The sequence below is a fragment of the Pseudomonas sp. FW300-N1A1 genome (assembly GCF_058789115.1).
Map to the genome: position 1 here is coordinate 1 of NZ_JBYTBK010000020.1, position 25,611 is coordinate 25,611.

Consider the following 25,611-nt stretch of genomic DNA (forward strand, 5'->3'; position numbering starts at 1 on the left):
AGATCCGATTATGACCGAAGGCCGCCAACAGCAAGGGGGAGCAAGCTCCCCCTTCGGTTTTTACCGGACACTAGTGAGGCTCCGCGTGGGAATGATCGATTGCAACCACGACCTTACAAGCTGCATCCCGTTAACGGCCTGCCCCGCTCTTCCCCCCAAGCCTGACGAGCAATAAGATCCGCGCATCTCCAACCGGATACATACCGATGAACCTCGCCCCCAATTTCCCCGACGACCTCGCCATGCAGTTGCTCATGCAGCTTTTGCACGAAGAACTCGGCCTGCCCGAACGCAAAGCCATCAACCTCGGCACCTCGATCAACCTCGATCTTGGCTGCGACGGCGCTGATGCGCGGAACCTGATGGAAACCCTGGAAGAGCAGTTCGTCATCGACTTGATCGACTACGATGCCTATCGCTACTTCCACCCCGAAGGCTACGATGTGTTCCTCAAGCGCAGGGCCAAGGGCCGGGGCGACAAGCTCCCGCTGACGATCGGCATGCTCTACCAGGCCATCAAGGCCCAACGCTGGGACACGCAGGTACTCGAAGGCCTGTAGCGTCCACTGTGCCGTTCGTGTTGACCTGTAAACCTGAGGAGCAGGCTCAATCGCACACACAAAAAAGCCGCCCCGAAGGGCGGCTTTCTCATTGCATCAAACCAACACTTACAACTTTGGACCCGCAGCCTTGATCGCGTCGCTCACGTCGAACTTCTTGAAGTTCTCGATGAACAGGCCGGCCAGTGCCTGGGCGGCTTCGTCGTAGGCGGCTTTGTCGGCCCAGGTGTTGCGTGGGTTCAGCAGGCCAGTCTCAACGCCCGGTACGGCCAGTGGCACGTCGAGGTTGATGGTGTCCATGTGCTCGGTCTCGGCACCGATCAACGCGCCGCTCTGGATCGCTGCGATCACGCCGCGAGTGGTCGGGATGTTGAAGCGGTTGCCAACACCGTAGCCACCGCCGGTCCAGCCGGTGTTGACCAGGTAGACCTTGGAGCCGAAGCCGCGGATGCGCTTGATCAGCAGCTCTGCGTATTCGCCAGCCGGACGCGGGAAGAACGGTGCGCCGAAGCAGGTGGAGAAGGTCGACTTGATGCCGCTGCCCGAACCCATTTCAGTCGAGCCCACCAGAGCGGTGTAGCCGGACAGGAAGTGGTAGGCCGCTTGTTCTTCACTGAGGATCGACACAGGCGGCAGTACGCCAGTCAGGTCGCAGGTCAGGAAGATCACAGCGTTTGGCTCGCCACCGAGGTTCTGCTCGGAGCGCTTCTCGACGTGCTCCAGCGGGTAGGCGGCGCGGCTGTTCTGGGTCAGGCTGCCGTCGGCGTAGTCCGCTTTCTTGGCGTCGTCCAGCACAACGTTTTCCAGGACCGCGCCATGCTTGATGGCTTTCCAGATAACCGGTTCATTCTTCTCGGACAGGTCGATGCACTTGGCATAGCAACCGCCTTCGATGTTGAACACCACGCCCTCGCCCCAGCCGTGCTCGTCGTCACCGATCAGGTAACGGCTTTCATCGGCGGACAGGGTGGTCTTGCCGGTACCGGACAAACCGAAGAACAGGGTCACGTCGCCCTCTTCACCGATGTTGGCGGCGCAGTGCATTGGCAGCACGTCGGCGGCCGGCAGCAGGAAGTTCTGCACCGAGAACATGGCTTTCTTCATTTCACCGGCGTAACGCATGCCAGCGATCAGCACTTTCTTCTGAGCGAAGTTGAGGATCACGCAGCCGTCGGAGTTGGTGCCGTCACGCTCTGGAACGCACTCGAAGTTGGCAACGTTGAGGACCTGCCACTCATCACGGCCAGCCGGGTTGTACTGCGCTGGGTTGATGAAGAGGCAGCGGCCGAACAGGTTCTGCCAGGCGGTCTGGGTGGTCATTTTCACGGCCAGGTAGTGCTCGGCGGCCGCACCTACATGCACGTGGGAAACGAAATGCTCTTGCCCGTTGTTGAATGCCTCGACGCGAGCCCACAGGGCATCGAACTTGTCGGCCGGGAACTTGCGGTTGATCGCGCCCCAGGCGATTGCGTCCTGAGTGCCTGGCTCTTCAACAATGAAACGGTCAGCGGGCGAGCGACCGGTACGATGACCGGTGCGAACAACCAGCGCGCCGGTATCGGCAAGCTCGCCTTCACCGCGATTGAGGGCTTCTTTAACCAGATCATCAACACTCAGATCGGTGTACACGGCGTTATTGGCTTGCGTCATGAGGTTCCCCGTCGGCCAGTGGCCGAGTGCTCCAAACGTTTTGTAGTAGAAAGTCCTGCACTACTACCGCGAAAAAAGTGGGCCGGATTATGCCAGAAACGCCCAAAAAAAGTAGGGCCCTCCCGTCAGGACGGCGTTATACCGGCATTTGGCAGTTAATTTACCTGCGCTGAAACGTTTTAGTGACGAGTATCTGACGGCGTGTCGACACCCGCTCCGGCGAACAATTGGGTGATATCGGCCGCATCGAACAGATAACGCTCATTGCAGAACTGGCAGTCGATCTCGATCGCGCCACCGTGCTCAAGCACCAGTTTCTGCGCATCGGCCTGACCCAGGCTGACCAGCGCGTTACCGGAGCGCTCACGGGAGCAGCTGCATCGGAAGCGCAGCTTCTGCACGTCGAACAGGCGCACCTGCTCTTCGTGATAGAGGCGGTGCAACACGGTTTCGTTGTCCAGGCTGAGCAATTCATCGGCGGTCAGGGTGCTGCCCAACGCGGTGATGTGCTGCCAGCTGGCGGCGCGTTCTTCTTCATCTTTCAGGCGGTCGGCCGGCAGTTGTTGCAGCAGCAGGCCACGGGCGCGACGGCCATCGGCGTGCAGCCAGAAACGCGTACCCACTTGTTGGGACATGACGAAATAGTTGGTGAAACATTCCGACAGGGTCGCGCCGTCGAGGTCGACGATGCCCTGATAGCGCTGGCCCTGGGTCGGGTCGACGGTCAGTGCCAGGACACCGTTGGGCATCAGGTCGGCCAGGGTCGCGTCAGGAGCGATCTTGTCCGCCTCATAACGGGCCAGGCCGCGAATTTCGCGCGCACTCGAGCATTCGATCATCAGGAGCGGCACCGGGCCTTCGGAGCGCGCCTGAAGGATCAGCAAGCCATCGAACTTCAAGGTGCCGACCAGCAGCGCCGCAGCTGCCATCAACTCACCGAGCAACTGAGCTACCGGCTCCGGATAGGCGTGTTTGGCGAGGACTTCGGCATAGCTATGCTCCAACGCCACCAGCTCGCCGCGGGTATCGCTGTCATCGAAGATGAAGCGTTGGGTGTAGTCGGTATCCGGTAGATCAGTCATAGGTCTGGGTATCTGAAGTGATGACAAAATAAGTACGAGGGCCGGAAATCACCAACTCGCACCCCCTGGGTGCGTGATTTTCAGCCGTGGGAGGCATTTTATGAACAATCGGGGCGCGTTCCAAGCAAGGTTGGACGCTCGGCCGATGGATGCGCTGTCATTAAGTCCCGTCAGCGTTACCGCGATCAGGTTACTCCGCCGCATTCCCGCCATGGAACTTGAACAGATCGCGGCGCTGTTTCTTGCTCGGCTTGCCGTCGGTGCTGACGCCCAGGGCACCGGCCTTGCGCTGGGCCGCAGCGTTTTCGCGCTTGGCGATACTGGCTGGGGTCTCAACGTACAATGCCTGGGCTTCGGGGGCACCACGACGCACGATCGACAGCGCCTGGACCACCACCGTGCGCTCGTCGAAACCGGTCCGGATCTGAAACTCGTCACCGATTCTCGGCTCCTTGCCCGGCTTGCAACGCTCACCCCGACAATGCACTTTGCCACTCTCGATGGCGGCCTTGGCCAGCGCGCGTGTTTTGTAGAATCGCGCCGCCCACAACCACTTATCGAGACGGACTTTGTCGTCCTCTTCGGTTTTTTGTGCCATGGGATTTCCTCATCCTGAAATATTTTCGAACTGTACTACCGTTTCTGTCGTGCCATGAATTTCACCCGGTCAGCTTACAATGCGCGACGTCCTCTGGCTGCACCCGAGGACCGGGAGTCCGGGCTGTAGATATCTGTCGCCTTTTAACCACTATTCTGCGTGAATACCGCACATTCGACCGCATCGCGGTACGAGCGGTTTTCTCACCGGCTGAGCACATTTGAAGACATTTGACCATTTGACCGTTGTGGGTCTGCGCGAGTGGGTGGCGCTTCCCGGCCTGGGAGTCGCCGGCCTGCGGGCGAAAATCGACACCGGTGCCAGCACCTCCAGCCTGCACGCCACCGATATCGAGCCGTTCGAGCGCGACGGTGAGAAGTGGGTGCGTTTTACCGCGCACCTGGGCACGGTGGTGCAATTGCGTCACCGCCGCTGCGAAGCACCGCTGGTGACGCGCAAGACCATTAAAAGCTCCAATGGCCAGGCACAGGTGCGCTACGTGATCAGCACCACCCTGGCGCTCGGCGACCGGGTCTGGCGAGTCGAATTCACGCTTGCCTGCCGCAAGTCCATGCGCTATCGCTTGTTACTCGGTTCCAAAGCCCTGATCGACGGCCAGTTGGTCGTCAACCCAGGGATTAAATACGTTCAAGACAAGCCGGTGTTCCCGGCGTCCACTACCTTCTCCACAGGTGTTGCATGAAGATCGCTGTGCTGTCGCGGAACCCGCGTCTGTATTCCACTCGTCGTTTGGTTGAAGCCGGGACCGAACGCGGCCATGAGATGGTGGTGATCGATACCCTGCGCGCCTATATGAACATCGCCAGTCATAAGCCGCAGATCCACTATCGGGGCAAACCACTGGAAGGCTTTGATGCGGTGATCCCGCGAATCGGTGCTTCGGTGACGTTTTATGGCTGCGCGGTGTTGCGCCAGTTCGAAATGATGGGTGTGTTTCCGCTCAACGAGTCGGTGGCCATCGCCCGCTCGCGAGACAAACTGCGCTCGCTGCAACTGCTGTCACGTCGTGGAATCGGTTTGCCGGTCACCGGCTTTGCCCACTCCCCGGACGACATTCCCGACCTGATCGACATGGTCAACGGCGCACCGCTGGTGATCAAAGTGCTGGAAGGCACCCAGGGCATTGGCGTGGTGCTGTGTGAAACGGCCACCGCGGCGGAATCGGTGATCGAGGCGTTCATGGGCCTCAAGCAGAACATCATGGTTCAGGAGTACATCAAGGAGGCTGGCGGCGCGGACATTCGCTGCTTCGTGGTCGGCGACAAGGTGATTGCCGCGATGAAGCGCCAGGCCAAGCCCGGCGAGTTCCGCTCCAACCTGCACCGGGGTGGCAGCGCCAGTCTGATCAAGATCACCCCGGAAGAGCGCATGACGGCATTGCGCGCGGCCAAGGTCATGGGCCTGGCGGTCGCGGGCGTGGACATCCTGCGTTCCAACCACGGACCACTGGTGATGGAAGTGAATTCATCACCGGGCCTGGAAGGGATTGAAACCACCACCAACAAGGACGTGGCGGGGATCATCATTCAGCACCTGGAGAAGAATGGCGGGCCGAACATGACGCGGACCAAGGGGAAAGGCTGAGACAGGTCGATCACCCATGTGACTGGAGAGCTTGCCGCTGTCGGGACAGGGAGTCCTTCGGCCTCCAGCGGGAGCAAGCTCCCTCGCCACATGGATCACCCTCGGCGGTTAGACTGCGTCTCTTGGCAACATCAGCCCCAGTGGCAATCTCACCCGCGCTTCCAAGCCGCCGCCGGTACGGTTGCGCAGCTCAACATTGCCGCCATGCATCGAGGCAATCCGCTTGACGATGGCCAGGCCCAGCCCCGTCCCTTTACCGCCCCGGGCGCGGTCGCCACGGGTGAAGGGGTTGAAAATCGCTTCCAGCTCCGACGGATCGATGCCGGCCCCGCGATCCATGACGCTCAGCACCACGTATGGCGCGCTGACATCACCCGAGACATAGGCTGCCACCTCGACATCGCTACCGGCGTGATTCAAGGCGTTACCGATCAGATTGTTCAGCAGGCGCTTCATCGAGACCCTTCGCAACGGGAACGGCTGGATCGGCTCCAGGCGCAGGCGCACCCGCTCCTCGTTCTGGTTGAACGGTGCCGCTACTTCACGCACCAGATCACTCAGGTCGACGGCTTCCACCGACTCGTCACGTCCATCGCGAATGAACGCCAGGAACTGGTCGAGAATCGCGTCCATGTCCTCGATGTCGCGCACCATGTCGTCGGTCAGGTCGCTGCGGTTACCCATCAGCTCCAGCGACAATCGCAAGCGGGTCAACGGTGTGCGCAAGTCATGGGAGACGCCCGCCAGCATCAACTCGCGCTCGCGCCCCGCCTGTTCGACATCCTCGGCCATCTGATTGAAGGCGCGATACACCTCGGCCATCTCACTGGGTGTGTCGCTGATCGGCAGCCGCACGCTGCGGCCCTGCCCCAGTTGCCTGGCGGCATCGACCAGACGCTTGAGCGGCTGATTGAGCTGACTGACGAATATCCACGCCGAAGCGGTGGAGAGCAAACCAATGGCGAGGAACCAGCCGAGCACGCTCCAGATTTTCTGGCCACGCAACGGGTGCGGGTACAGCGGTACTTTCAGCCAGCCATCCCCCAGGCTCGGCGCCTTCACCCACAACGCCGGAGGCGCGTGCATACGCAGACGCACTTCCGTGTCGCCACCCAGTTCGGCCTGCATCTGCCGCTGATAGATTTCACTGTAGGGCCAGTGTTGTTCGCCATCGGGAACGCCAGCGCCCACCACGCGGATCAATCCGACGTCATTGGCGATCTTGTCTCGGTTCTCTTCATCGGCGGCCCAATAGGCGCGCAAGGTCAGGGCAACACCGTGGCTGTATTGACGATCCACCAGCACGTCCTCGTTCATCAACAGATAAACCAGGGTCAGCGCCTTGGAAAACAGCACGACGATCAGCACCAGCCAAAGGGTGCGAGAGAAGAAGCTCTGGGGGAACCACACGGGGGTTTTCATAGACGACAGCTACACACTTTGCAGGAACGAGTCAGGCTCGCAGAATTGCGGATCGCGAATCAACTGGATAATGCCTTATCCGGCTGACCCGCTCCTGCAAATCACCGGTCACTTGGTTGCGGTGCCGTCCGGAACGAACACGTAACCCACGCCCCAGACTGTCTGGATGTACCGTGGTTTCGAGGGGTCCGGCTCGATCATCCGGCGCAGGCGAGAGATCTGTACGTCGATGGAACGCTCCAGCGCATCCCACTCGCGGCCACGGGCCAGGTTCATCAGTTTGTCGCGGGTCAGTGGCTGGCGGGCGTTCATCACCAGTGCCTTGAGGACCGCGAACTCACCGGTGGTGAGCATGTGGATTTCGTCGCCGCGCTTGAGCTCGCGAGTCGCCAACGACAATTCGTAATCCCCGAAGGTCACGCTTTCGTCTTCGCTGCCCGGTGCGCCTGGCACCGGAGCCGATTGACGACGCAGGACCGCCTTGACGCGCGCCATCAGCTCGTCCGGGTTGAACGGCTTGGCCAGGTAATCGTCGGCGCCCAGTTCGAGGCCCTTGATACGGCTCAGTTCATCGCCCTTGGCGGTGAGCATGATGATCGGAATCTGGTTGTTCGCGCCACGCAGGCGGCGGCAGGCGGTCAGGCCGTCTTCACCGGGCAGCATCAGGTCGAGGACGACCAGGTTGAACACTTCACGCGCCAGCAGGCGATCCATCTGTTCGGTGTTCGGTACGGCGCGGGCACGGTAGCCCTTGCTGACGAAAAAACGTTCCAGCAGGCTGCTGAGCCCTGGATCGTCGTCAACGATAAGAATTTTTTCGCCTTCAGCAGTTTGTGCAGTGCTGCTCATTGGATGCTCCTTTGATCTCGGCGCGCATTATGGCGTAGCTGCCGTTATACGCACCGTGTGCATTGTTAGCAGATTTTTCCTCTACCGCCAGCAGTACAGGCATTGTGCCTACAGGCTGCGATACCCCCCGAAGCTCGGAACGCTGGTTATAATGCGCGGCCTTTTGTGTCAGGCAACGTCTGATCGTTACGGCGTATGGCAACGGTTTATTTTTCATCGCCGCGCAGTAATTTTTCGATTTCACGGGTCAATGGGATGCCTTTTGATCCAGGTGGCGGTGCAGGCCAGGCCGCTCAACCAGACTCGCCGGGCCCTGATTACTGTGCCCGCGAGCCTGCTTTCACAATTTGTCAGGTGGTTTTATGGACAGCATCAACAGCCGCATCGCCGAGGAACTCGGTGTACGCCCACAACAGGTCGAAGCGGCCGTCGCGCTACTCGATGAAGGCTCCACGGTGCCCTTCATCGCCCGCTACCGGAAAGAAGTGACCGGCAGCCTCGACGATACGCAATTGCGTCATCTGGAAGAGCGTCTGCGCTACCTGCGAGAACTCGACGAACGGCGTATCAGCATCCTGGCCAGCATCCAGGAACAAGGCAAGCTGACCCCGCAACTTGAGCGCGACATCAAGCTGGCCGACACCAAGACCCGCCTCGAAGACTTGTACCTGCCGTACAAGCAGAAGCGCCGCACCAAGGGCCAGATTGCCCTGGAAGCCGGCCTCGGCGAGCTGGCCGACGGCCTGTTCAATGACCCGAACCTCGCGCCCGAAGCGGAAGCCGCACGCTTTGTAGACGCCGAAAAAGGCGTGGCAGACGTCAAGGCCGCCCTCGAAGGCGCCAAGTACATCCTCATGGAACGCTTCGCCGAAGACGCCAGCCTGCTCGACAAGCTGCGCAGCTACCTGAAGCAGGAAGCGACCCTCAGCGCCCGCGTGATTGCCGGCAAGGAAGAGGAAGGCGCCAAGTTCCGCGATTACTTCGAACACGACGAACCGCTCAAGAGCATGCCGTCCCACCGCGCCCTGGCGATCTTCCGTGGCCGCAACGAAGGCATCCTCAGCTCCGCACTGAAAGTCGGTGACGAACTGCCCGGCACCATGCACCCGTGCGAAGGCATGATCGGCCAGCAATTCGGCATCGCCAACCAGAACCGCCCGGCCGACAAATGGCTCGGTGAAGTGGTGCGCTGGACCTGGAAGGTCAAGCTCTACACCCACCTGGAAACCGATCTGCTGGGCGAGCTGCGAGACGGCGCCGAGACCGAAGCGATCAACGTCTTTGCCCACAACCTGCACGACCTGCTGCTGGCCGCTCCCGCCGGCCCTCGCGCCACCCTGGGCCTGGACCCGGGCCTGCGTACCGGTTGCAAGGTGGCCGTGGTCGATTCCACCGGCAAAATGCTCGACCACGCCACGGTCTACCCGCACGTGCCACACAACAAGTGGGACCAGACCATCGCCGTGCTGGCTGCCTTGTGCGCCAAGCACTCGGTGGACCTGATCGCGATCGGCAACGGCACCGCCAGCCGTGAAACCGACAAGCTCGCCGCCGACCTGATCAAGAAGTACCCGGCGATGAAAATGACCAAGGTCATGGTGTCCGAAGCCGGTGCTTCGGTGTACTCGGCCTCGGAGCTGGCCTCCAAGGAATTCCCGGACCTCGACGTATCGATCCGCGGTGCCGTGTCGATTGCCCGTCGCCTGCAGGACCCGTTGGCGGAACTGGTGAAAATCGATCCGAAATCCATCGGTGTCGGCCAGTACCAGCACGATGTATCGCAGCTGAAACTGGCTCGCGGCCTGGATGCCGTGGTCGAGGACTGCGTGAACGCCGTCGGCGTCGACGTGAACACCGCTTCCGTCGCGCTGCTGGCCCGTATCTCCGGCCTCAACGCCACCCTGGCGCAGAACATCGTCACCCACCGTGATGAACATGGTGCATTCAAGACCCGCGCGGCGTTGAAGAAAGTCGCCCGTCTGGGGGAAAAAACCTTCGAACAGGCCGCCGGCTTCCTGCGCGTGATGAATGGCGACAACCCACTGGATTCGTCTGCCGTTCACCCGGAAGCCTATCCGCTGGTGCAGCGCATCGCCGCTGAAACCAACCGCGACATTCGCTCGCTGATCGGCGATGCCACTTTCCTCAAGCGCCTGGACCCGAAGAAGTACACCGACGAATCCTTTGGCCTGCCAACGGTCACCGACATCCTGCAAGAGCTGGAAAAACCCGGCCGCGACCCGCGTCCGGAGTTCAAGACCGCCGAGTTCCAGGAGGGCGTCGAAGACCTCAAGGACCTGCAGCTGGGGATGATCCTCGAAGGCGTGGTGACCAACGTGACCAACTTCGGTGCCTTCGTCGACATCGGTGTGCATCAGGACGGCCTGGTGCATATCTCCGCACTGTCCGAGAAGTTCATCAAGGATCCCCGCGAGGCGGTAAAAGCCGGTGACGTGGTCAAGGTCAAGGTCATGGAAGTCGACATCCCGCGCAAACGCGTTGGCCTGTCGATGCGCATGAGCGATACCCCGGGCGAGAAGATCGACGGCGCCCGTGGCGCACGTCCGGGTTCGGCGCCACGTCAGTCGCAAAACACCGCACCGCGCAAGGAAGCCGCCGCGCCAGCCCCGAGCAACAACGCCATGGCATCGCTGTTCGCCAACGCCAAGCAGTTGAAGAAACGCTGATGGAGATCCCGGCAGGATTGACTGAAAGCGCGTTTTTCAAACTGCTGGGTTGCCGTTTGCACAGACTGGAAACCGGGGTGGCGCACGTTGCCCTGGCCCTCGAACCTGAACTGCGCAATCGCGGTGGCAAGCTGCACGGCGGAGCGTTGTTCAGCCTGGTGGACATTGCCATGGGGCTGGCCTGTTCCAGCGTGCATGGCTTTGACCAGCAGAGCGCGACCATCGAATGCAAGATCAACTACATCCGCGCCGTCAGCGAGGGTGAAGTGATGTGCACGGCGCGGGTGATCCACCCGGGCCGGCGCACGCTGGTGGTCGAGGCTGACGTGATGCAAGGCGATAAACTCGTCGCAAAAGCACAAGGCACGTTCGCTGTCCTGTAGATACCGGTCATCAATTTGAGTTAATTTCGGCGCTGCGAAAGCTGCGCCGAAGTTTTTTCGTGCGCGACAGCCAGGTTCAGGGAGTGAAGTTGGCATTTAAACGTGGGTCCGTGCGGCTAATGCCCGTCAGTCAAGATGCGCAAACTGTGGGAGCGGGCTTGCTCGCGAAGGCGCTGTGCCAGGCGACAGTCATGTTGACTGATACGCCCTCTTCGCGAGCAAGCCCGCTCCCACAGAGGTTGCGTCGATCAATCCTTGACTGACTGGCGCCAGGCCTGTGCGGCTCGAAAACCAGGCGAAAACGCCAGTTTCAACTTCACCCTTGTAGACCGTCCTGCCCACCCCCATATTGGGGCGACTGACGCGTGAAGGAATCCAACTTGAGCGAACTTCTCAACCGCCGCCTGGCTCTGCTCGGTGAGCGCGCCAACCTCTCTCTGCTCGAACAGTGTCTTCACGGCATCGAACGTGAATGCCTGCGCGTGACGGGCGAAGGTCGCCTGGCGCAAACGCCGCACCCGGAAAGCCTGGGTTCCGCGCTGACCAACGAACAAATCACCACCGACTATTCCGAGTCGCTGCTGGAGTTCATCACCCCGGCATTGCCAGATCCCGCCGACACCCTGGCGAGCCTGGACAGTATTCACCGCTTTGCCTACAGCAAGCTCGGCAACGAGTACCTGTGGAGTCCATCGATGCCGTGCCCGTTGCCGGCCGAGGAAGACATTCCGATCGCCTACTACGGCACCTCCAACATCGGTCAGCTCAAATACGTGTATCGCAAGGGGCTGGCTCTGCGCTACGGCAAGACCATGCAGTGCATTGCCGGGATCCACTACAACTTTTCCCTGCCGGAAAAGCTCTGGCCGCTGCTCAAGGCCGACGATGGCTTTGTTGGCACCGACCGTGACTATCAATCGGCGGCCTATATCGCGCTGATTCGCAATTTCCGTCGTTACAGCTGGTTGCTGATGTACCTGTTCGGTTCCTCGCCAGCCCTGGATGCCGGCTTCCTGCGCGGTCGTTCGCATCAGCTGGAACAGCTGGATGCCGACACCCTGTACCTGCCGTACGCCACCAGTCTGCGCATGAGCGACCTGGGTTACCAGAGCAGCGCGCAAGCCGGACTGACGCCGTGCTACAACGACTTGAACAGCTACACCGACAGCCTGCGCAGGGCGGTGGCCACACCTTATGCGCCCTATGTCGAAGTCGGCACGCACAAGGACGGTGAGTGGGTCCAGCTCAACACCAACATCCTGCAGATTGAAAACGAGTACTACTCCAACATCCGCCCTAAGCGCGTGACCTACACCGGTGAGCGGCCGATCCAGGCGCTGGTGGCCCGTGGCATCCAGTACGTCGAAGTGCGCCTGCTGGACATCAACCCGTTCCTGCCCACCGGCATCGAACTGCCGCAAGCACGCTTCCTCGACGCTTTCCTGCTGTACTGCGCGCTGAACGAAAGTCCGCTGCTGACCAGCACTACCTGCGGCAACGCCACCTCGAACTTCCTCAGCGTGGTCAAGGAAGGTCGCCGTCCGGGCCTGCAACTGCAACGCGACGGTCAGCCGGTGGACATGAAAGAGTGGGCCTGTGAGCTGCTGGAAAACATCGCCCCGCTGGCCGCGCTGCTGGACCAGAGCCACGGCGGCGACGCCCACAGCAAAGCCCTCGACGCGCAGCTGGCGAAGGTCCAGGATTCGTCCCTGACACCCTCTGCCCAGGTACTGGCCGCGATGAGCGAACACAAGGAGAGCTTCGCCCAGTTCTCCCTGCGCCAGAGCCAGGCGCACGCCGAGTACTTCCGCCGCGAACCGCTGGCCCCTGACGAACAAGCGAAATTTGAAGCGCTGGCCCGTACGTCCCTGGCCCAGCAAACCGAGCTTGAACAGAACGAAGTCGGTGATTTCGATGTGTTTGTCGGCGCGTATCAGGCGAGCATTCTGGCGATCAGCAACTAAAGCCATCGATCGTTCCCATGCTCGCGCTCAGGAACGGTCCTTCAGCCCGGGAATGCGCGACCATGCACACCACGATCATCATCACCTTCGGCCTGGTCCTGTTGGCGTTGATGCTGTTCATCGGCCAGAAACTGGGCTTCAGCCGTGACACCCTGACCTACAGCTTCGTTGCCCTGTGGCTGGCGCTGACGGTCATCAACGGCGCCATCGGCATGATCAGCACAGGGCAATCGCTGACAAACGAGTTGATGGCGGGGTTCATGGTGTTTTCGGTACCCGTGGCGGCCCTGGTGTTGTTCATGTCCTTGAGCAACACCTGAGCCGCCGCCCTCGTCAGCGCACCAGGTGCAGGAACTGCATGTGCCGCTCGTACTGGTCGAGGATGTCGTTGATGATTTGTTCCTTGGTGTAGCCCATCAAATCGTAATCCTGACTGCCCTCGCTCAAGTGCACTTCGGCGCGGTAGTAACGGCGGTTGCGCAACTCCTTGGGCCCCATCCCGCCACGGGCGAATGACGGCGTGAAGTAGCCGCGCATCTGCACCTGGTAAATGAACGGATGCTGGTCGCCATGGCCGATTTCCAGGCTGACACTGTCATTGGCCGGGTCCGGTTGGGTGATCACGTTCAAGCCCTTCTCGACGAACACCGCGGTCACCTCTTCGATGGCCGGACGCACCGTGGTGTCGAGGAAACGATACACCTCATCGCGAGACGGGAAGTGCACTGCCTGGGTCAAGCGCTGGCGCCAGCCACCCTTGCCGCGCCGAGAGGCCGAGACCGGTGCCAACGAGTGCATCTGGGCGATCTTCCTCTGCGATTCGAGGTAGAACGCTTTATGCAGCCCCCACATCATCAGCAGCAAGATCAGCGAGAACGGCAACGAAGTCAGCACCACCGCTGACTTCAACGAATCGATGCTGCCCGCGAACAACAGGGCGCTGGTGACCAGTGCCGTCATCGCCCCCCAGAACACCCGCAACCATTTCGGGCCGTCTTCGTCGGCGCTGCCACCACGGGCCGACAACGTCGAGAGCACCACAGTGCCGGAGTCGGCCGAAGTAACGAAGAACACGAAGCTGATGAACACCGTCACGGCGATCACCGTTTTGCTCCAGGGGTAGGTCTCCAACAACAGGTAAAGGGTCATCGACGGATTCTCGATGGCCGACAGGCCCAGGGCACTCATGCCGTGATTGAGCACCTGGTCGATGGCGCTGTTACCGAAGATCGACATCCACGCCAGGGTAAAACCAAGGGGAATCAGCAACACGCCGAAGACGAATTCACGGATGGTCCGGCCACGGGAAATCCGTGCGATAAACAGGCCCACGAACGGCGACCATGCAATCCACCAGGCCCAATAAAACACAGTCCAGCCACCCAGCCAGTCGCTGGGTTTGTCGTAGGCGTACAGGTCGAAACTCTTCATCGGCAAGGCGCCGAGGTAATCGCCGAGGTTCTGGATCAGGGTGTTGAGCAAGTGCTGGGTGGGACCTGCGAACAAGACGAACAGCAACAGCGCGCAGGCCAGCAGCATGTTGATATCGGACATCACCCGCACGCCCTTATCGACGCCCGCGACCGCCACGATAATCGCCGCGCCCATCATCAAGGTGATCAGGCCTACCTGAACCCACTGCGTGTGGGCAATGCCGAACAGGTAGTCCAGGCCGGAATTGAGGTGCAACACCCCAAAACCCATGTCCGCGCCCAGGCCGAACACCGTGGCAATGATGCCAAAACCGTCCACCGCGTAACCGATGGGGCCGTTGATGCGCTTGCCAATCAGCGGGTACAGCGCCGAACGCAGGGCCAGCGGCAAATTATGCCGGTAGGCAAAGTACGCCAGCGCCATGCCGACAAAGGCGAATACGCCCCAACCATGCAGGCCCCAATGCAGAAACAGAATCTGCATCGCCTGGCGCGCCGCGTCAGCCGTGCCGGCTTCACCTTGTGGTGGTTGCAGCATGTGCGTCAGGGGTTCGGAGACGCAGAAGAAAAACAGGGTGATGCTGATGCCGGCGGCGAACAGCATGCCGGCCCACGACAGGTAACTGAATTCGGGCTCGTCGTGGTCGGCACCGAGCTTGATCTTGCCGTAGCCAGACAAGGCGGTGACCACCACGAAGACCAGATACAGGGTCATTGCCAGCATGTAATACCAGCCGACCGTATTGGCCGCCCAGTCTTGCGCGGCCAGCAGCCAGGCACCGGACTGTTGCGGGAAGGCGATGACGACCAGGCCGAACAGCAAAATGAAGGTCGCCGCGAAGTAAAACACCGGCGGGTTCATGCGCATCTGAGCGCTTGGCGGGGTAGTTGATGCACTCATGCAGGGTGCACCTCGAGGGGATGAAACGTGGCTGTCAAAAACGGACTCAGCAAAGGCAAGCCTCCTGTTGTGAGCGGGCAGCGAACCACCGGTTTAACTTGAATGAACGTTCAAGTTAAACATGGATAGGGGGCTAAGGACTAATCCCAAGGCCCGGCGGTACTGTCGTACGCTAGCTCAAGGAAGGCTATGAGGTGGGGTTTGAAGGATTTGTTCAATGAAAAATCGGCAGAATGCTATTACCGTGGAGAGGGAGCTTGGCGCAGCAACCGCCATGCATCGCGCAAGACTCGGGTCGCAGGTTTTGGGCCGCTTCGCGACCCAGCGGGAGCAAGCTCCCTCGCCACAAAGCGTACCCAACATCGCCCTACTTCTGCGTCCCGTCATCATGCTGCAGATTGGCCTGGGTCAGGTTGCTCCCGGCCGGCACGCTGCGGGTCAGCCAGACGTTGCCGCCGATGCTCGAGCCCTTGCCGATGGTGATCCGTCCCAGAATGGTTGCACCGGCATAGATCACCACATCGTCTTCGACAATCGGATGGCGCGGGTGGCCCTTCTGCAATTGGCCGTCTTCGTCCGCCGGAAAGCGTTTGGCACCGAGGGTCACGGCCTGGTAGATACGCACGCGCTCGCCGATGATCGCCGTCTCGCCAATGACCACGCCAGTCCCGTGATCGATAAAGAAGCTGCGGCCGATCTGCGCGCCCGGGTGAATGTCGATGCCGGTCGCCGAGTGGGCGATTTCCGAGCTGATGCGGGCCAGCAACGGCAAACCGGCGCGATACAGATGGTGCGCCAGGCGATGGTGAATCACCGCCAGAATCCCCGGATAGCACAGCAGCACTTCATCGACGCTGCGGGCCGCCGGGTCACCGTGATAAGCGGCCAGCACATCGGAGTCGAGCAGGCTGCGCAGCTGCGGCAGGGCCAGGGCGAAACCCTGGATCAGGCCGATTGCCCGCGCCTCGACGTCGGTGTCGACCTGCGCGCTTTGCCGCGCAACGTAGCGCAGCTCCAGGCGCGCCTGGCCCAGCAAAGCGTTCAGCGCCACATCCAGCGTATGCCCGACGTAAAAGTCCTCACTCTCCTCACGCAGGTCCACCGGCCCCAGGCGCATCGGGAACAACGCACCACACAGTGCTTCGAGAATCTCCGCCATCGCCGCACGCGACGGCAGCTCACGCCCCCCCTGCTCGCCGCTGCTGCGACCATTCTGCGCGCGCCACTGGTCGCGGGCCGCGCGCAGTTCGCTGACGATGGTCTGTAATTGCCAATGGCTGGAACGCTCGCTCACGATAAAACTCCTCACAGGCTGTGGCCGTACAGTCGGCCGCCTAAATGGCATTCACTTTACGGTATGGGTCCAAAACGCAATTAAGAACGAATTGTGCTGTTCTCAGCATTTTTTTGCATAAGCGTTTCGCGGTTGCCCGAGCAAATCAGCCTGCCTATAGTCCAGACATCTCCTACAACCCGTACGGACCCATGATCAAACAACAGCTGGCTCGTTTTAATCGCCTGGATCTTCTCACCCACGCCACCCCCCTGGAAAAACTCGATCGCTTGTCGAGCTGGCTGGGGCGTGATGTCTACGTCAAACGCGACGATTTGACGCCGCTGGCCATGGGCGGCAACAAGCTGCGCAAACTCGAATACCTGGCCGCCGACGCACTCGCGCAAGGTGCCGACACGCTGATCACCGCCGGGGCCATCCAGTCCAACCATGTACGCCAGACTGCCGCCCTGGCCGCTAAGCTGGGCCTGGGGTGCGTCGCCCTGCTGGAAAATCCGATCGGTACGGATGACAGCAATTACCTGGGCAACGGCAATCGCCTGTTGCTGGACCTGTTCGATGCCAAGGTCGAGTTGGTGGACAACCTCGACAACGCCGACCAACAGCTACTGGCCTTGGCCGAGCGGCTGCGCAGCAATGGCAAGAAACCCTATCTGGTGCCCATTGGCGGTTCCAATGCGTTAGGCGCACTGGGTTATGTGCGGGCGGGGCTGGAACTGGCGGAACAGATCAAGGATACCGGCCTTGAATTCGCCGCCGTGGTCCTGGCTTCGGGCAGTGCTGGCACCCACAGCGGGCTGGCGTTGGCGCTGAGCGAAGTGCTGCCAGACCTGCCGGTCATCGGTGTCACCGTATCGCGCAGCGACGAGGACCAGCGGCCCAAGGTTCAAGGCCTGGCCGAACGCACCGCCGAACTGCTGGGCGTGAGCTTGCCGGCGAGTTTCAAGGTTGAACTATGGGACGAGTATTTCGCCCCGCGTTACGGTGAGCCGAACGCCGGTACCCTGGCCGCCGTGAAGTTGCTGGCGAGCCAGGAAGCCCTGTTGCTGGACCCGGTCTACACCGGCAAGGCCATGGCCGGCCTGCTCGATGGCATTGGTCGTCAACGCTTCAATGACGGGCCGATTATCTTTTTGCACACCGGTGGCGCGCCGGCGCTGTTTGCCTATGCCACCGCGTTTTGAGAAACCCGGTGGCGAGGGAGCTTGCTCCCGCTGGGATGCGAAGCGTCCCCAAAACCCGCGACCCGGCTCTTGCAGATACACCGCGTTATATGGATTTGCGCTTGCTACGCAACCGAGCGGGAGCAAGCTCCCTCGCCACAGAATTTGTACTCAGACTTTATATTCCAATAACGAATAACAAGGTTAACTTATATTATTTTCCAATCTAAAAGCCGCGTCATATAGTCCCGCCGCAGGCGCAATTGCCGCGAGACGCATACGCTGCTTTAAGGCAGGATGTTGCAGTCGTTCCATTCCCGGTTTTGCCTGCTTCCTAAAACAACGTCTTCATAAGAAAACACAGGGGCTTGTCATGAATTTTTCCGCATTTCGTCGAAATCTGCTGGTGGGCTCGCTGGGCCTGGTCCTGGGTGCCGGACTGCTGGGGCAAGCGGTTGCCGGTGAGCAGCTGCAAAAAATCAAGGAGGCCGGCGTGATCAACGTTGGCCTGGAAGGCACTTACCCACCGTTCAGCTTCGTCGACGCCGACGGCAAGCTGGCCGGCTTCGAAGTCGAATTCTCCGAGGCCCTGGCCAAAGAGCTGGGCGTCAAGGTCAAGCTGCAACCGACCAAATGGGACGGCATCCTCGCGGCGCTGGAGTCCAAGCGCCTGGACGCAGTGATCAACCAGGTGACCATTTCCGAAGAGCGCAAGAAGAAGTACGACTTCTCCGAGCCCTACACCATCTCCGGAATCCAGGCCCTGACCCTGAAAAAGAATGAAGGCACCATCAAGAGCGCTGCCGATCTGGCGGGCAAGAAAGTTGGGGTCGGCCTGGGCACCAACTATGAGCAGTGGCTCAAGGACAACGTTCCACAAGCCATCATCAAGACCTATGACGATGATCCGACCAAGTATCAGGACCTGCGTGTAGGCCGGATCGACGCCATTCTCGTGGACCGCCTGGCCGCTCTGGAACTGACCGCCAAAGCCAAGGACACCGCGGTTTCCGGCGAACCCTTCTCCCGTCAGGAAGCCGGTATTGCCCTGCGCAAGGGCGAGCCTGAACTGCTGGCAGCGGTGAACAAGGCCATCGAGAAACTGCGCGCCGACGGCACGCTGAAAAAGATCTCGGAAAAGTACTTCAACGCTGACGTCACTCAATAATGGAAGAAGGTTTCCAACTCGCGCTGGACTCCGCGCCCTTCCTGCTCAAGGGCGCGTACTACACCGTCATCCTGAGCCTGGGCGGCATGTTCTTCGGCCTGCTGCTGGGGTTTGGGCTGGCGCTGATGCGCCTGTCACGCTTCAAGCTGGTGAGCTGGATCGCCCGCATCTACGTGTCGTTCTTTCGCGGCACGCCGTTGCTGGTGCAGTTGTTCGTGATCTATTACGGCTTGCCGCAATTAGGAATCGAACTTGATCCACTGCCCGCCGCCCTGATCGGCTTCTCGCTGAACATGGCGGCCTACGCCTGCGAAATCCTGCGTGCCGCCATCAGCTCCATCGAGCGCGGCCAATGGGAAGCCGCTGCCAGTATCGGCATGACCCGTGCACAGACCCTGCGCCGGGCCATCCTGCCGCAAGCCGCGCGCACGGCACTGCCGCCACTGGGCAACAGCTTTATCTCGCTGGTCAAGGACACGGCATTGGCCGCCACGATCCAGGTGCCGGAACTGTTCCGCCAGGCACAACTGATCACCGCCCGTACCTTCGAAATTTTCACCATGTATCTTGCCGCCGCGCTGATCTACTGGGTTCTGGCCACGGTGCTGTCGCACCTGCAGAACCAATTGGAAGAGCGGGTCAATCGGCACGACCAGGAGTCCTGACCCAATGATTGTCGTGGAAAAACTGACAAAGCAGTTCAAGGGTCAAGTGGTGCTCAATGGCATCGATCTAGAGGTCAAGGAAGGCGAGGTGGTCGCGATCATCGGCCCCAGCGGCTCGGGCAAGACCACCTTCCTGCGTTGCCTTAACTTCCTGGAAGAGCCCACCAGTGGCCGGATCAAGGTCGGCGACATCGAAATCGATGGCAGCCGCCCATTGAACCAGCAGCAAGGCCTGGTGCGACAGTTGCGCCAGCACGTAGGTTTCGTGTTTCAGAACTTCAACCTGTTCCCCCACCGCACCGCGCTGGAAAACGTCACCGAAGGCCCTTTGGTGGTGAAGAAAGTCCCCAGGGAACAGGCACTGGCATTGGGCCGCAAGCTGCTGGCCAAGGTGGGCCTGGCGGGCAAGGAAGACGCCTACCCACGCCGACTCTCCGGTGGGCAACAGCAGCGTGTCGCCATTGCCCGGGCGCTGGCCATGGAACCGGAAGTGATTCTCTTCGACGAGCCCACTTCAGCCCTCGACCCAGAACTGGTCGGCGAAGTACTGGCGACCATTCGTGGCCTGGCGGAAGAAAAACGCACCATGGTCATCGTCACCCACGAGATGGGCTTTGCCCGCGATGTGGCGAACCGGGTGGTGTTTTTCGACAAGGGTGTGATCGTCGAACAGGGCGAAGCAAAAGCACTGTTTGCCAATCCAAAAGAAGAACGCACACGGCAATTCCTCAGTAAGTTCCTGAACGACTGAAGTTACAAAAAACATACCCACCCCTATTAAAAGCGCTCATCTTCCACGGACGGAAGTGACACTCCCCGAAATAACAAATCAACCGACCAGCAGCATCCCCGCTATTTCATTCAGCCTTCATTCAATCGCTTGAGCGCGGTAAATAGAGACCTCCTGCTGCGACCTCTTGTCACGTGCGCGGCTACATACCCTGCCCATACCCACATCGCAAAGTGCCAGATATTATGGCTCCAGATCAGTAAGCCCCCAAGAAAAATGTCAACTAGCCGTCCACTGACGATCCATATGACGTAGGAGTTTTCTGAATAGCAAAACATCAGATCGTTATTAACTTCTAACTATTGACACGTTATCAAGCGCGCTCTTATCTAGACACCCATTAACTCTTCACCACACCTAAAATACTCTCGACGTTATTAGCAAATAGTTAACAGCTTGAATCACTGTCAACTAACGCACCCCATCATTACGAAATGGACTTCGTTGCACTATTTCAAGGAGAACACTCATGAACTGCATGTCGAACACAGTTGAACTGACAGCTCCCCGCCTGGCGCAATCACCGGGGTCAGCCATCAATATCACCTCTGCCGCTCACCTGCTGATCGAGATATCACCTTATGCCAGCATGGAAGAAGGCGACCTGATCGAGTTGTACTGGGACGACTGCTATGTGGCTTCCAGGGCGCTCGGTGCCACCGATATCGGCCAACCACTGCAATTGCGCGTGCCGGAGAGCTTCATCCGCAACGGCAACTCTCGAATCCACTATCAGGTCATGCAGGTTGGACGAAGCCCGACGTTGTCCGCTGCGAAAGGGGTTCAGGTCAAACTCGACTGCCCGGGAGGCCAGCCTCACGCCTTGTGCATCGACGAAAACCAGAGCCTGGAACCCCTGGGTATTCCAGAGATGATCCGCCGCCACGGGGTGAATCCAAGCCAGGTCAAGCGTGGCGTTCCGCTGACCATCGAGCCCTACCTGAACATGGCCGCTGACGATGCGATCACTCTGCGCTGGGGCGATGTGCGCATGGACCTGCCCACGGTCAAAGCGAACGAGGTCGGCAAGCCGGTCAATGTCTGGGTACCGCCGGCGGTGATTCTGGAGGCGGGTGAAGACAACCGCCTGGAAGTCACCTATTGCATCCTCGACCGGGTAGGGAACAACTCACGCTGGGCACCGGCTCGCACCCTGAAAATCGGCGGTACCCAGCCCTGCTACACCGTGCGGCCCAACAAAGCGCTACGTACTGAGAAACCCTGCACCGAGGCTACTCGCCCATATTCTGGCAGTAACCACCCGCACCCTTGAACACCCGCGCTCACGGTCTGACTGGGTCGCTTAGCGACCCAACGGGGCAAGCGCCCCCTTACTACCGAGGCGTACCTTGACCATCTATGCATATTCCAAAATGTTAGTTCATAAATTGTTTATACACCATTAGGGTATATGAACCGGACCACCGGACATTCTTGAATTCGATTTCGCCGCATGAGCGGCTTATCCATCAGATGTGAGGTAGGTATGGTCCGGAACACAATCACCCCAGTGCAGATCGCCAGGGCATTGCGTACAGCCAAGGAGTGGCAGTGATGTCCAGTCTGGCCGAAGCAAGCGTTCAGAGCGATCTGGACATCGCCCCGCCGTTGTTGCCCGCGCACGTCCTGCGCAACGACGCACAAGCCCTTGAAGCTGCCCGTGAACTGGCGAATGTTGCCCGCCTGCACGCGGCGCAACGCGATCAGCAACGCACATTGCCATGGGCACAGATCGAGCAATTCACCCGCAGCGGCCTGGGCAGTATTGCCATTGGCAAGGCTTTCGGTGGGCCCGAGGTTTCATACGTCACCCTCGCCGAAGTCTTCGCGATCATTTCCGCGGCGGACCCGGCGTTGGGACAAATCCCGCAGAACCAGTTCGGCATTCTTAACCTGCTCCAGCACGTTGCCCGCGAACCGCAGAAACAGCAGTTGTTCCAAAGCGTGCTCGAGGGTGCGCGCATCGGCAACGCAGGTCCCGAACGCGGCAGCAAGAACACCCTGGAACTCAAGGCACGCATCACCGCCAAGGGTGATGGTTTCGTGCTCAATGGCCAGAAGTTTTACTCCACCGGTGCGCTGTTCGCCCACTGGATTGCAGTCAAGGCACTGAATGACGATGGCAAGCAAGTCATGGCATTCGTGCGTCGTGGCACCCCTGGGCTGCGCATCGTCGATGACTGGTCGGGGTTTGGCCAGCGCACCACGGCCAGCGGCACGGTGCTGCTGAACAACGTGCGGGTCGAAGCCGCCCTGGTGGTGGACAACTGGCGAATCAATGACAGCCCGAACATTCAGGGCGCCGTGTCACAACTGATCCAGGCCGCCATCGATGTCGGCATTGCCCGCGAAGCCATCGATGACGCCATCCGCTTCGTTCGCGAACACTCCCGGCCATGGATCGATGCCAAGGTCGACCGGGCCAGCGATGACCTCTATGTGATTGCCGACATCGGCAAACTGAAAATCGAACTGCACGCCGCCCAAGCGCTGTTGCGCAAGGCTGGTCGGGTGCTCGATCAGGTCAGTGCGGCACCGGTCACCGCCCAATCTGCCGCCCGCGCCTCGATTGCGGTGGCCGAAGCCAAGGCGCTGACCACCGAGGTCTCGTTGCTGGCCAGCGAAAAACTCTTCGAATTGGCCGGCAGCCGCGCCACCCTCGCCGAGTTCAACCTCGACCGCCACTGGCGCAACGCCCGCGTGCATACCCTGCACGACCCGGTGCGCTGGAAGTATCACGCGGTGGGCAGCTATCACCTTAACGGCACTTTACCGGCCCGGCATTCCTGGATCTGACCGACCCGACCTCTGGAGAAACACATGACTCTTTCCCACTCCGTCGCGGTCATCACCAGCGATGAGCATGCCCTTATTGTCGCCAGCGACCTGGCCGATGACTTCCAGCGCGACAGCGCCCTGCGCGACCGCGAGCGCCGCTTGCCGCACCTGGAACTGGAGGCTTTTTCACGCTCCGGCCTGTGGGGCATCAGTGTGCCCAGGGAGTACGGCGGCGCGGGGGTTTCCAGCGTCACCCTGGCCAAGGTCATTGCCCTGATCGCCCAGGCCGACGGCTCCCTGGGGCAAATCCCGCAGAACCATTTTTATGCCCTCGAAGTACTGCGCATCAACGGCAGCCAGGCGCAGAAAAGCCGCCTGTACGCCGAAGTGCTGGCCGGCCAGCGCTTCGGCAATGCCCTGGCCGAACTGGGTACCCGCACCGCTCACGACCGGGTCACCCGCCTGACACGCGACGGCGACGGTTATCGCATCAACGGGCGCAAGTTTTACGCGACCGGCGCGATCTACGCGCAGCGGATTCCCACCTCGGTGGTCGATGAAAACGGCGTCCAGCAACTGGCCTTCGTCCCGCGCGACAGCCAGGGGCTGACGGTGATCGACGACTGGAGCGGCTTCGGCCAGCGCACCACCGGCAGCGGCTCGGTGGTGTTCGAGGAGGTCTACGTGTCGGCCGACGACGTGGTGCCGTTCCAGAGCGCCTTCGAACGCCCGACCACCGTGGGCCCGCTGGCACAGATTCTCCACGCGGCCATCGACACCGGTATCGCCCGCGCCGCCTATGAAGACGCGCTGCATTTCGTGCGAACCAAAACCCGGCCGTGGATCGACTCAGGCAGCGACAAGGCCACCGAAGACCCACTGACGCTCAAGCGCTTCGGCCAACTGAGCATTCGCCTGCACGCCGCGCAAGCCTTGCTCGAGCGCGCCGGCGAATACCTCGATACGGCGCAGGCCAGGAGCAACGCGCAAACCGTCGCGGCGGCCTCGATTGCCGTGGCCGAAGCCCGCGCCATCAGCACCGAAATCTCGCTGGCGGCCGGCAGCACACTGTTCGAGCTGGCCGGCAGTCAGGCAACACTCGCCGAGCACGGCCTGGACCGGCACTGGCGCAACGCACGTGTGCATACCCTGCACGATCCGGTGCGCTGGAAGTACCACGCGGTGGGCAACTACTACCTCAACGACGAAAACCCGCCGCTGCGGGGGACCATCTGATGAGCCGCCCTGCAGAAGCGAAGAAAAAGATCCTGCTCAATGCCTTCAACATGAACTGCATCGGGCACATCAACCATGGCTTGTGGACCCATCCACGGGACAACTCGACCCAGTACAAGACCGTCGAGTACTGGACCGAACTGGCACAGTTGCTTGAGCGCGGATTGTTCGATGGCTTGTTCATCGCCGACATCGTCGGCGTGTATGACGTTTATCAAGGTTCGGTCGACGTTCCCCTGAAAGAGTCGATCCAGCTGCCGGTCAACGACCCGTTGCTGCTGGTCTCGGCCATGGCGGCGGTGACGAAAAACCTCGGTTTCGGCCTGACCGCCAACCTTACCTACGAGCCGCCGTACCTGTTCGCCCGGCGCCTGTCGACACTCGACCACCTGAGCCGTGGCCGGGTGGGCTGGAACATCGTTACCGGCTACCTGGACAGCGCCGCCAAGGCCATGGGCCTGAACGAACAAGTGGAGCATGACCGGCGCTACGACCAGGCCGACGAATACCTGCAAGTGCTCTACAAGCTCTGGGAAGGCAGCTGGGAGAGCGACGCGGTGGTCAACGACCGTGCACAGCGCATCTATGCCCGGCCGGACAAAGTGCACAAGGTCGAGCACCACGGCGAGTTCTATCAGGTCGAGGGCTATCACCTGTGCGAACCCTCACCGCAGCGCACGCCGGTACTGTTCCAGGCCGGCAGTTCGGAGCGCGGCTTGCAGTTCGCCGGCCAGCACGCCGAGTGCGTGTTCATCAGTGGCCAGGACAAGGCCTCGACCCGGGCCCAGGTGGACAAGGTGCGCGCCAGTGCCATTGAGGCGGGGCGCAACCCGGGCGACATCAAGGTGTTCATGGGCTTGAACGTGATCGTCGGGGCCACCGAAGCGCAGGCGTGGGCCAAGCATGCCGAGTACCTGAGCTATGCCAGTGCCGAGGCGGGCGTGGCGCATTTTTCCGCTTCCACCGGGATCGATTTTTCCGAGTACGAACTCGATGAGCCGATCCAGTACGTGAAAAGCAACGCCATCCAGTCCGCGACCCGGCACCTGCAAAACAACGATTGGACCCGGCGCAGATTACTGGAGCAACACGCTCTGGGCGGACGCTACATCACGGTGGTCGGCTCGCCCGCTCAAGTAGCCGACGAACTGGAATCGTGGATCGCCGAAACCGGCCTGGACGGCTTCAACCTGACCCGCATCGTCACCCCGGAAAGCTATGTCGACTTCATCGACCTGGTGATTCCCGAACTGCAGCAACGCGGCTCGTACAAGACCGAATACGAGGCGGGCACGCTGCGCGAAAAGCTGTTTCACGCCGACGCGCAATTGCCCAAACAACATACCGGCTCGACTTACCGTAACTGATCGTTCCAGCGCACCC

22 protein-coding genes are annotated in these 25,611 nt (G+C 60.7%); 15 read left to right on the forward strand and 7 right to left on the reverse strand.

The window, feature by feature from the left end:
• Positions 1-206 precede the first annotated feature (206 nt).
• Positions 207-560 carry a DUF1493 family protein gene (locus tag AC3WQN_RS15060; RefSeq protein WP_103399559.1) on the forward strand — a complete coding sequence of 118 codons (354 nt, stop codon included), beginning with the start codon at positions 207-209 and terminating at the stop codon, positions 558-560.
• A gap of 108 nt (positions 561-668) precedes the next feature.
• Here AC3WQN_RS15060 and AC3WQN_RS15065 read toward each other — a convergent pair whose 3' ends face one another.
• The 3 genes from AC3WQN_RS15065 to AC3WQN_RS15075 all read right to left on the reverse strand — a co-directional run bounded on the left by AC3WQN_RS15065 (position 669) and on the right by AC3WQN_RS15075 (position 3,890).
• Positions 669-2,210, reverse strand: a complete 1,542-nt coding sequence (locus tag AC3WQN_RS15065; protein ID WP_103399560.1) for a phosphoenolpyruvate carboxykinase — start codon at positions 2,208-2,210, stop codon at positions 669-671.
• A gap of 179 nt (positions 2,211-2,389) precedes the next feature.
• A complete protein-coding gene (gene hslO, locus AC3WQN_RS15070; protein ID WP_103399561.1) occupies positions 2,390-3,292 on the reverse strand; it encodes an Hsp33 family molecular chaperone HslO in 903 nt (300 codons plus the stop codon).
• Positions 3,293-3,482: 190 nt separating this feature from the next.
• The gene (locus AC3WQN_RS15075; protein ID WP_103399562.1) at positions 3,483-3,890 is read right to left on the reverse strand and encodes an RNA-binding S4 domain-containing protein; all 408 of its coding nucleotides are present in this window, start codon (positions 3,888-3,890) and stop codon (positions 3,483-3,485) included.
• A 220-nt stretch (positions 3,891-4,110) separates the two neighbouring features.
• Between AC3WQN_RS15075 and rimB the strand changes: the two genes are divergently transcribed.
• Together rimB and rimK are read left to right on the forward strand one after the other, a co-directional pair.
• A complete protein-coding gene (gene rimB / locus AC3WQN_RS15080) occupies positions 4,111-4,593 on the forward strand; it encodes a retropepsin-like aspartic endopeptidase RimB (protein WP_095082139.1) in 483 nt (160 codons plus the stop codon).
• Positions 4,590-5,495, forward strand: coding sequence for a 30S ribosomal protein S6--L-glutamate ligase (rimK, locus tag AC3WQN_RS15085; protein ID WP_095082137.1), 906 nt, complete (start codon positions 4,590-4,592; stop codon positions 5,493-5,495). Before rimB ends, rimK begins: the two co-directional genes overlap by 4 nt.
• 108 nt (positions 5,496-5,603) lie before the next feature.
• Here rimK and AC3WQN_RS15090 read toward each other — a convergent pair whose 3' ends face one another.
• Together AC3WQN_RS15090 and ompR are read right to left on the reverse strand one after the other, a co-directional pair.
• Positions 5,604-6,917 (reverse strand): ATP-binding protein, encoded by a 1,314-nt coding sequence (locus AC3WQN_RS15090; protein ID WP_095082135.1) that lies wholly within the window; start codon positions 6,915-6,917, stop codon positions 5,604-5,606.
• Between the two features lie 108 nt (positions 6,918-7,025).
• Positions 7,026-7,766: an osmolarity response regulator transcription factor OmpR gene (ompR, locus tag AC3WQN_RS15095; protein WP_103399563.1), complete on the reverse strand. Its 741-nt coding sequence runs from the start codon at positions 7,764-7,766 to the stop codon at positions 7,026-7,028.
• 362 nt (positions 7,767-8,128) lie between these two features.
• On the opposite strand from ompR, the gene AC3WQN_RS15100 reads away from it, so the two are divergent.
• The 4 genes from AC3WQN_RS15100 to AC3WQN_RS15115 all read left to right on the forward strand — a co-directional run bounded on the left by AC3WQN_RS15100 (position 8,129) and on the right by AC3WQN_RS15115 (position 13,120).
• On the forward strand, positions 8,129-10,453 hold the full coding sequence (locus tag AC3WQN_RS15100; protein WP_103399564.1) for a Tex family protein: 2,325 nt from the start codon (positions 8,129-8,131) through the stop codon (positions 10,451-10,453).
• Entirely contained in the window at positions 10,453-10,836 is a 384-nt protein-coding gene (locus AC3WQN_RS15105) for a PaaI family thioesterase (RefSeq protein WP_103399565.1), read from the forward strand. The genes AC3WQN_RS15100 and AC3WQN_RS15105 overlap by 1 nt, the downstream gene beginning before the upstream one ends.
• 380 nt (positions 10,837-11,216) lie before the next feature.
• On the forward strand, positions 11,217-12,800 hold the full coding sequence (gene gshA, locus AC3WQN_RS15110) for a glutamate--cysteine ligase (RefSeq protein ID WP_103399566.1): 1,584 nt from the start codon (positions 11,217-11,219) through the stop codon (positions 12,798-12,800).
• 62 nt (positions 12,801-12,862) lie between these two features.
• Positions 12,863-13,120, forward strand: coding sequence for a hypothetical protein (locus AC3WQN_RS15115; RefSeq protein WP_103399567.1), 258 nt, complete (start codon positions 12,863-12,865; stop codon positions 13,118-13,120).
• A gap of 13 nt (positions 13,121-13,133) precedes the next feature.
• Here the strand turns inward: AC3WQN_RS15115 and betT are convergent, their stop codons facing one another.
• Both betT and epsC read right to left on the reverse strand, forming a co-directional pair.
• Positions 13,134-15,095, reverse strand: a complete 1,962-nt coding sequence (gene betT, locus AC3WQN_RS15120) for a choline transporter BetT (protein WP_176465303.1) — start codon at positions 15,093-15,095, stop codon at positions 13,134-13,136.
• Positions 15,096-15,501: 406 nt separating this feature from the next.
• Positions 15,502-16,428 carry a serine O-acetyltransferase EpsC gene (gene epsC, locus AC3WQN_RS15125; protein WP_095144515.1) on the reverse strand — a complete coding sequence of 309 codons (927 nt, stop codon included), beginning with the start codon at positions 16,426-16,428 and terminating at the stop codon, positions 15,502-15,504.
• Positions 16,429-16,619: 191 nt separating this feature from the next.
• On the opposite strand from epsC, the gene AC3WQN_RS15130 reads away from it, so the two are divergent.
• From AC3WQN_RS15130 to AC3WQN_RS15165, 8 genes are all read left to right on the forward strand, one after another.
• Positions 16,620-17,612, forward strand: a complete 993-nt coding sequence (locus AC3WQN_RS15130) for a D-cysteine desulfhydrase (protein ID WP_103399569.1) — start codon at positions 16,620-16,622, stop codon at positions 17,610-17,612.
• A 352-nt stretch (positions 17,613-17,964) separates the two neighbouring features.
• Positions 17,965-18,759, forward strand: a complete 795-nt coding sequence (tcyJ, locus tag AC3WQN_RS15135; RefSeq protein WP_103399570.1) for a cystine ABC transporter substrate-binding protein — start codon at positions 17,965-17,967, stop codon at positions 18,757-18,759.
• Positions 18,759-19,424 (forward strand): cystine ABC transporter permease, encoded by a 666-nt coding sequence (gene tcyL, locus AC3WQN_RS15140; protein ID WP_095082119.1) that lies wholly within the window; start codon positions 18,759-18,761, stop codon positions 19,422-19,424. The genes tcyJ and tcyL overlap by 1 nt, the downstream gene beginning before the upstream one ends.
• A 4-nt stretch (positions 19,425-19,428) precedes the next feature.
• A complete protein-coding gene (gene tcyN, locus AC3WQN_RS15145; RefSeq protein ID WP_103399571.1) occupies positions 19,429-20,175 on the forward strand; it encodes an L-cystine ABC transporter ATP-binding protein TcyN in 747 nt (248 codons plus the stop codon).
• Between the two features lie 508 nt (positions 20,176-20,683).
• Positions 20,684-21,487, forward strand: coding sequence for a hypothetical protein (locus AC3WQN_RS15150; protein WP_256587240.1), 804 nt, complete (start codon positions 20,684-20,686; stop codon positions 21,485-21,487).
• A 281-nt stretch (positions 21,488-21,768) separates the two neighbouring features.
• Positions 21,769-23,010, forward strand: coding sequence for an SfnB family sulfur acquisition oxidoreductase (locus tag AC3WQN_RS15155; protein ID WP_103399572.1), 1,242 nt, complete (start codon positions 21,769-21,771; stop codon positions 23,008-23,010).
• A gap of 24 nt (positions 23,011-23,034) precedes the next feature.
• Positions 23,035-24,228, forward strand: a complete 1,194-nt coding sequence (locus tag AC3WQN_RS15160) for an SfnB family sulfur acquisition oxidoreductase (RefSeq protein ID WP_103399573.1) — start codon at positions 23,035-23,037, stop codon at positions 24,226-24,228.
• The gene (locus AC3WQN_RS15165; RefSeq protein ID WP_103399574.1) at positions 24,228-25,595 is read left to right on the forward strand and encodes an LLM class flavin-dependent oxidoreductase; all 1,368 of its coding nucleotides are present in this window, start codon (positions 24,228-24,230) and stop codon (positions 25,593-25,595) included. The genes AC3WQN_RS15160 and AC3WQN_RS15165 overlap by 1 nt, the downstream gene beginning before the upstream one ends.
• Positions 25,596-25,611 lie beyond the last annotated feature (16 nt).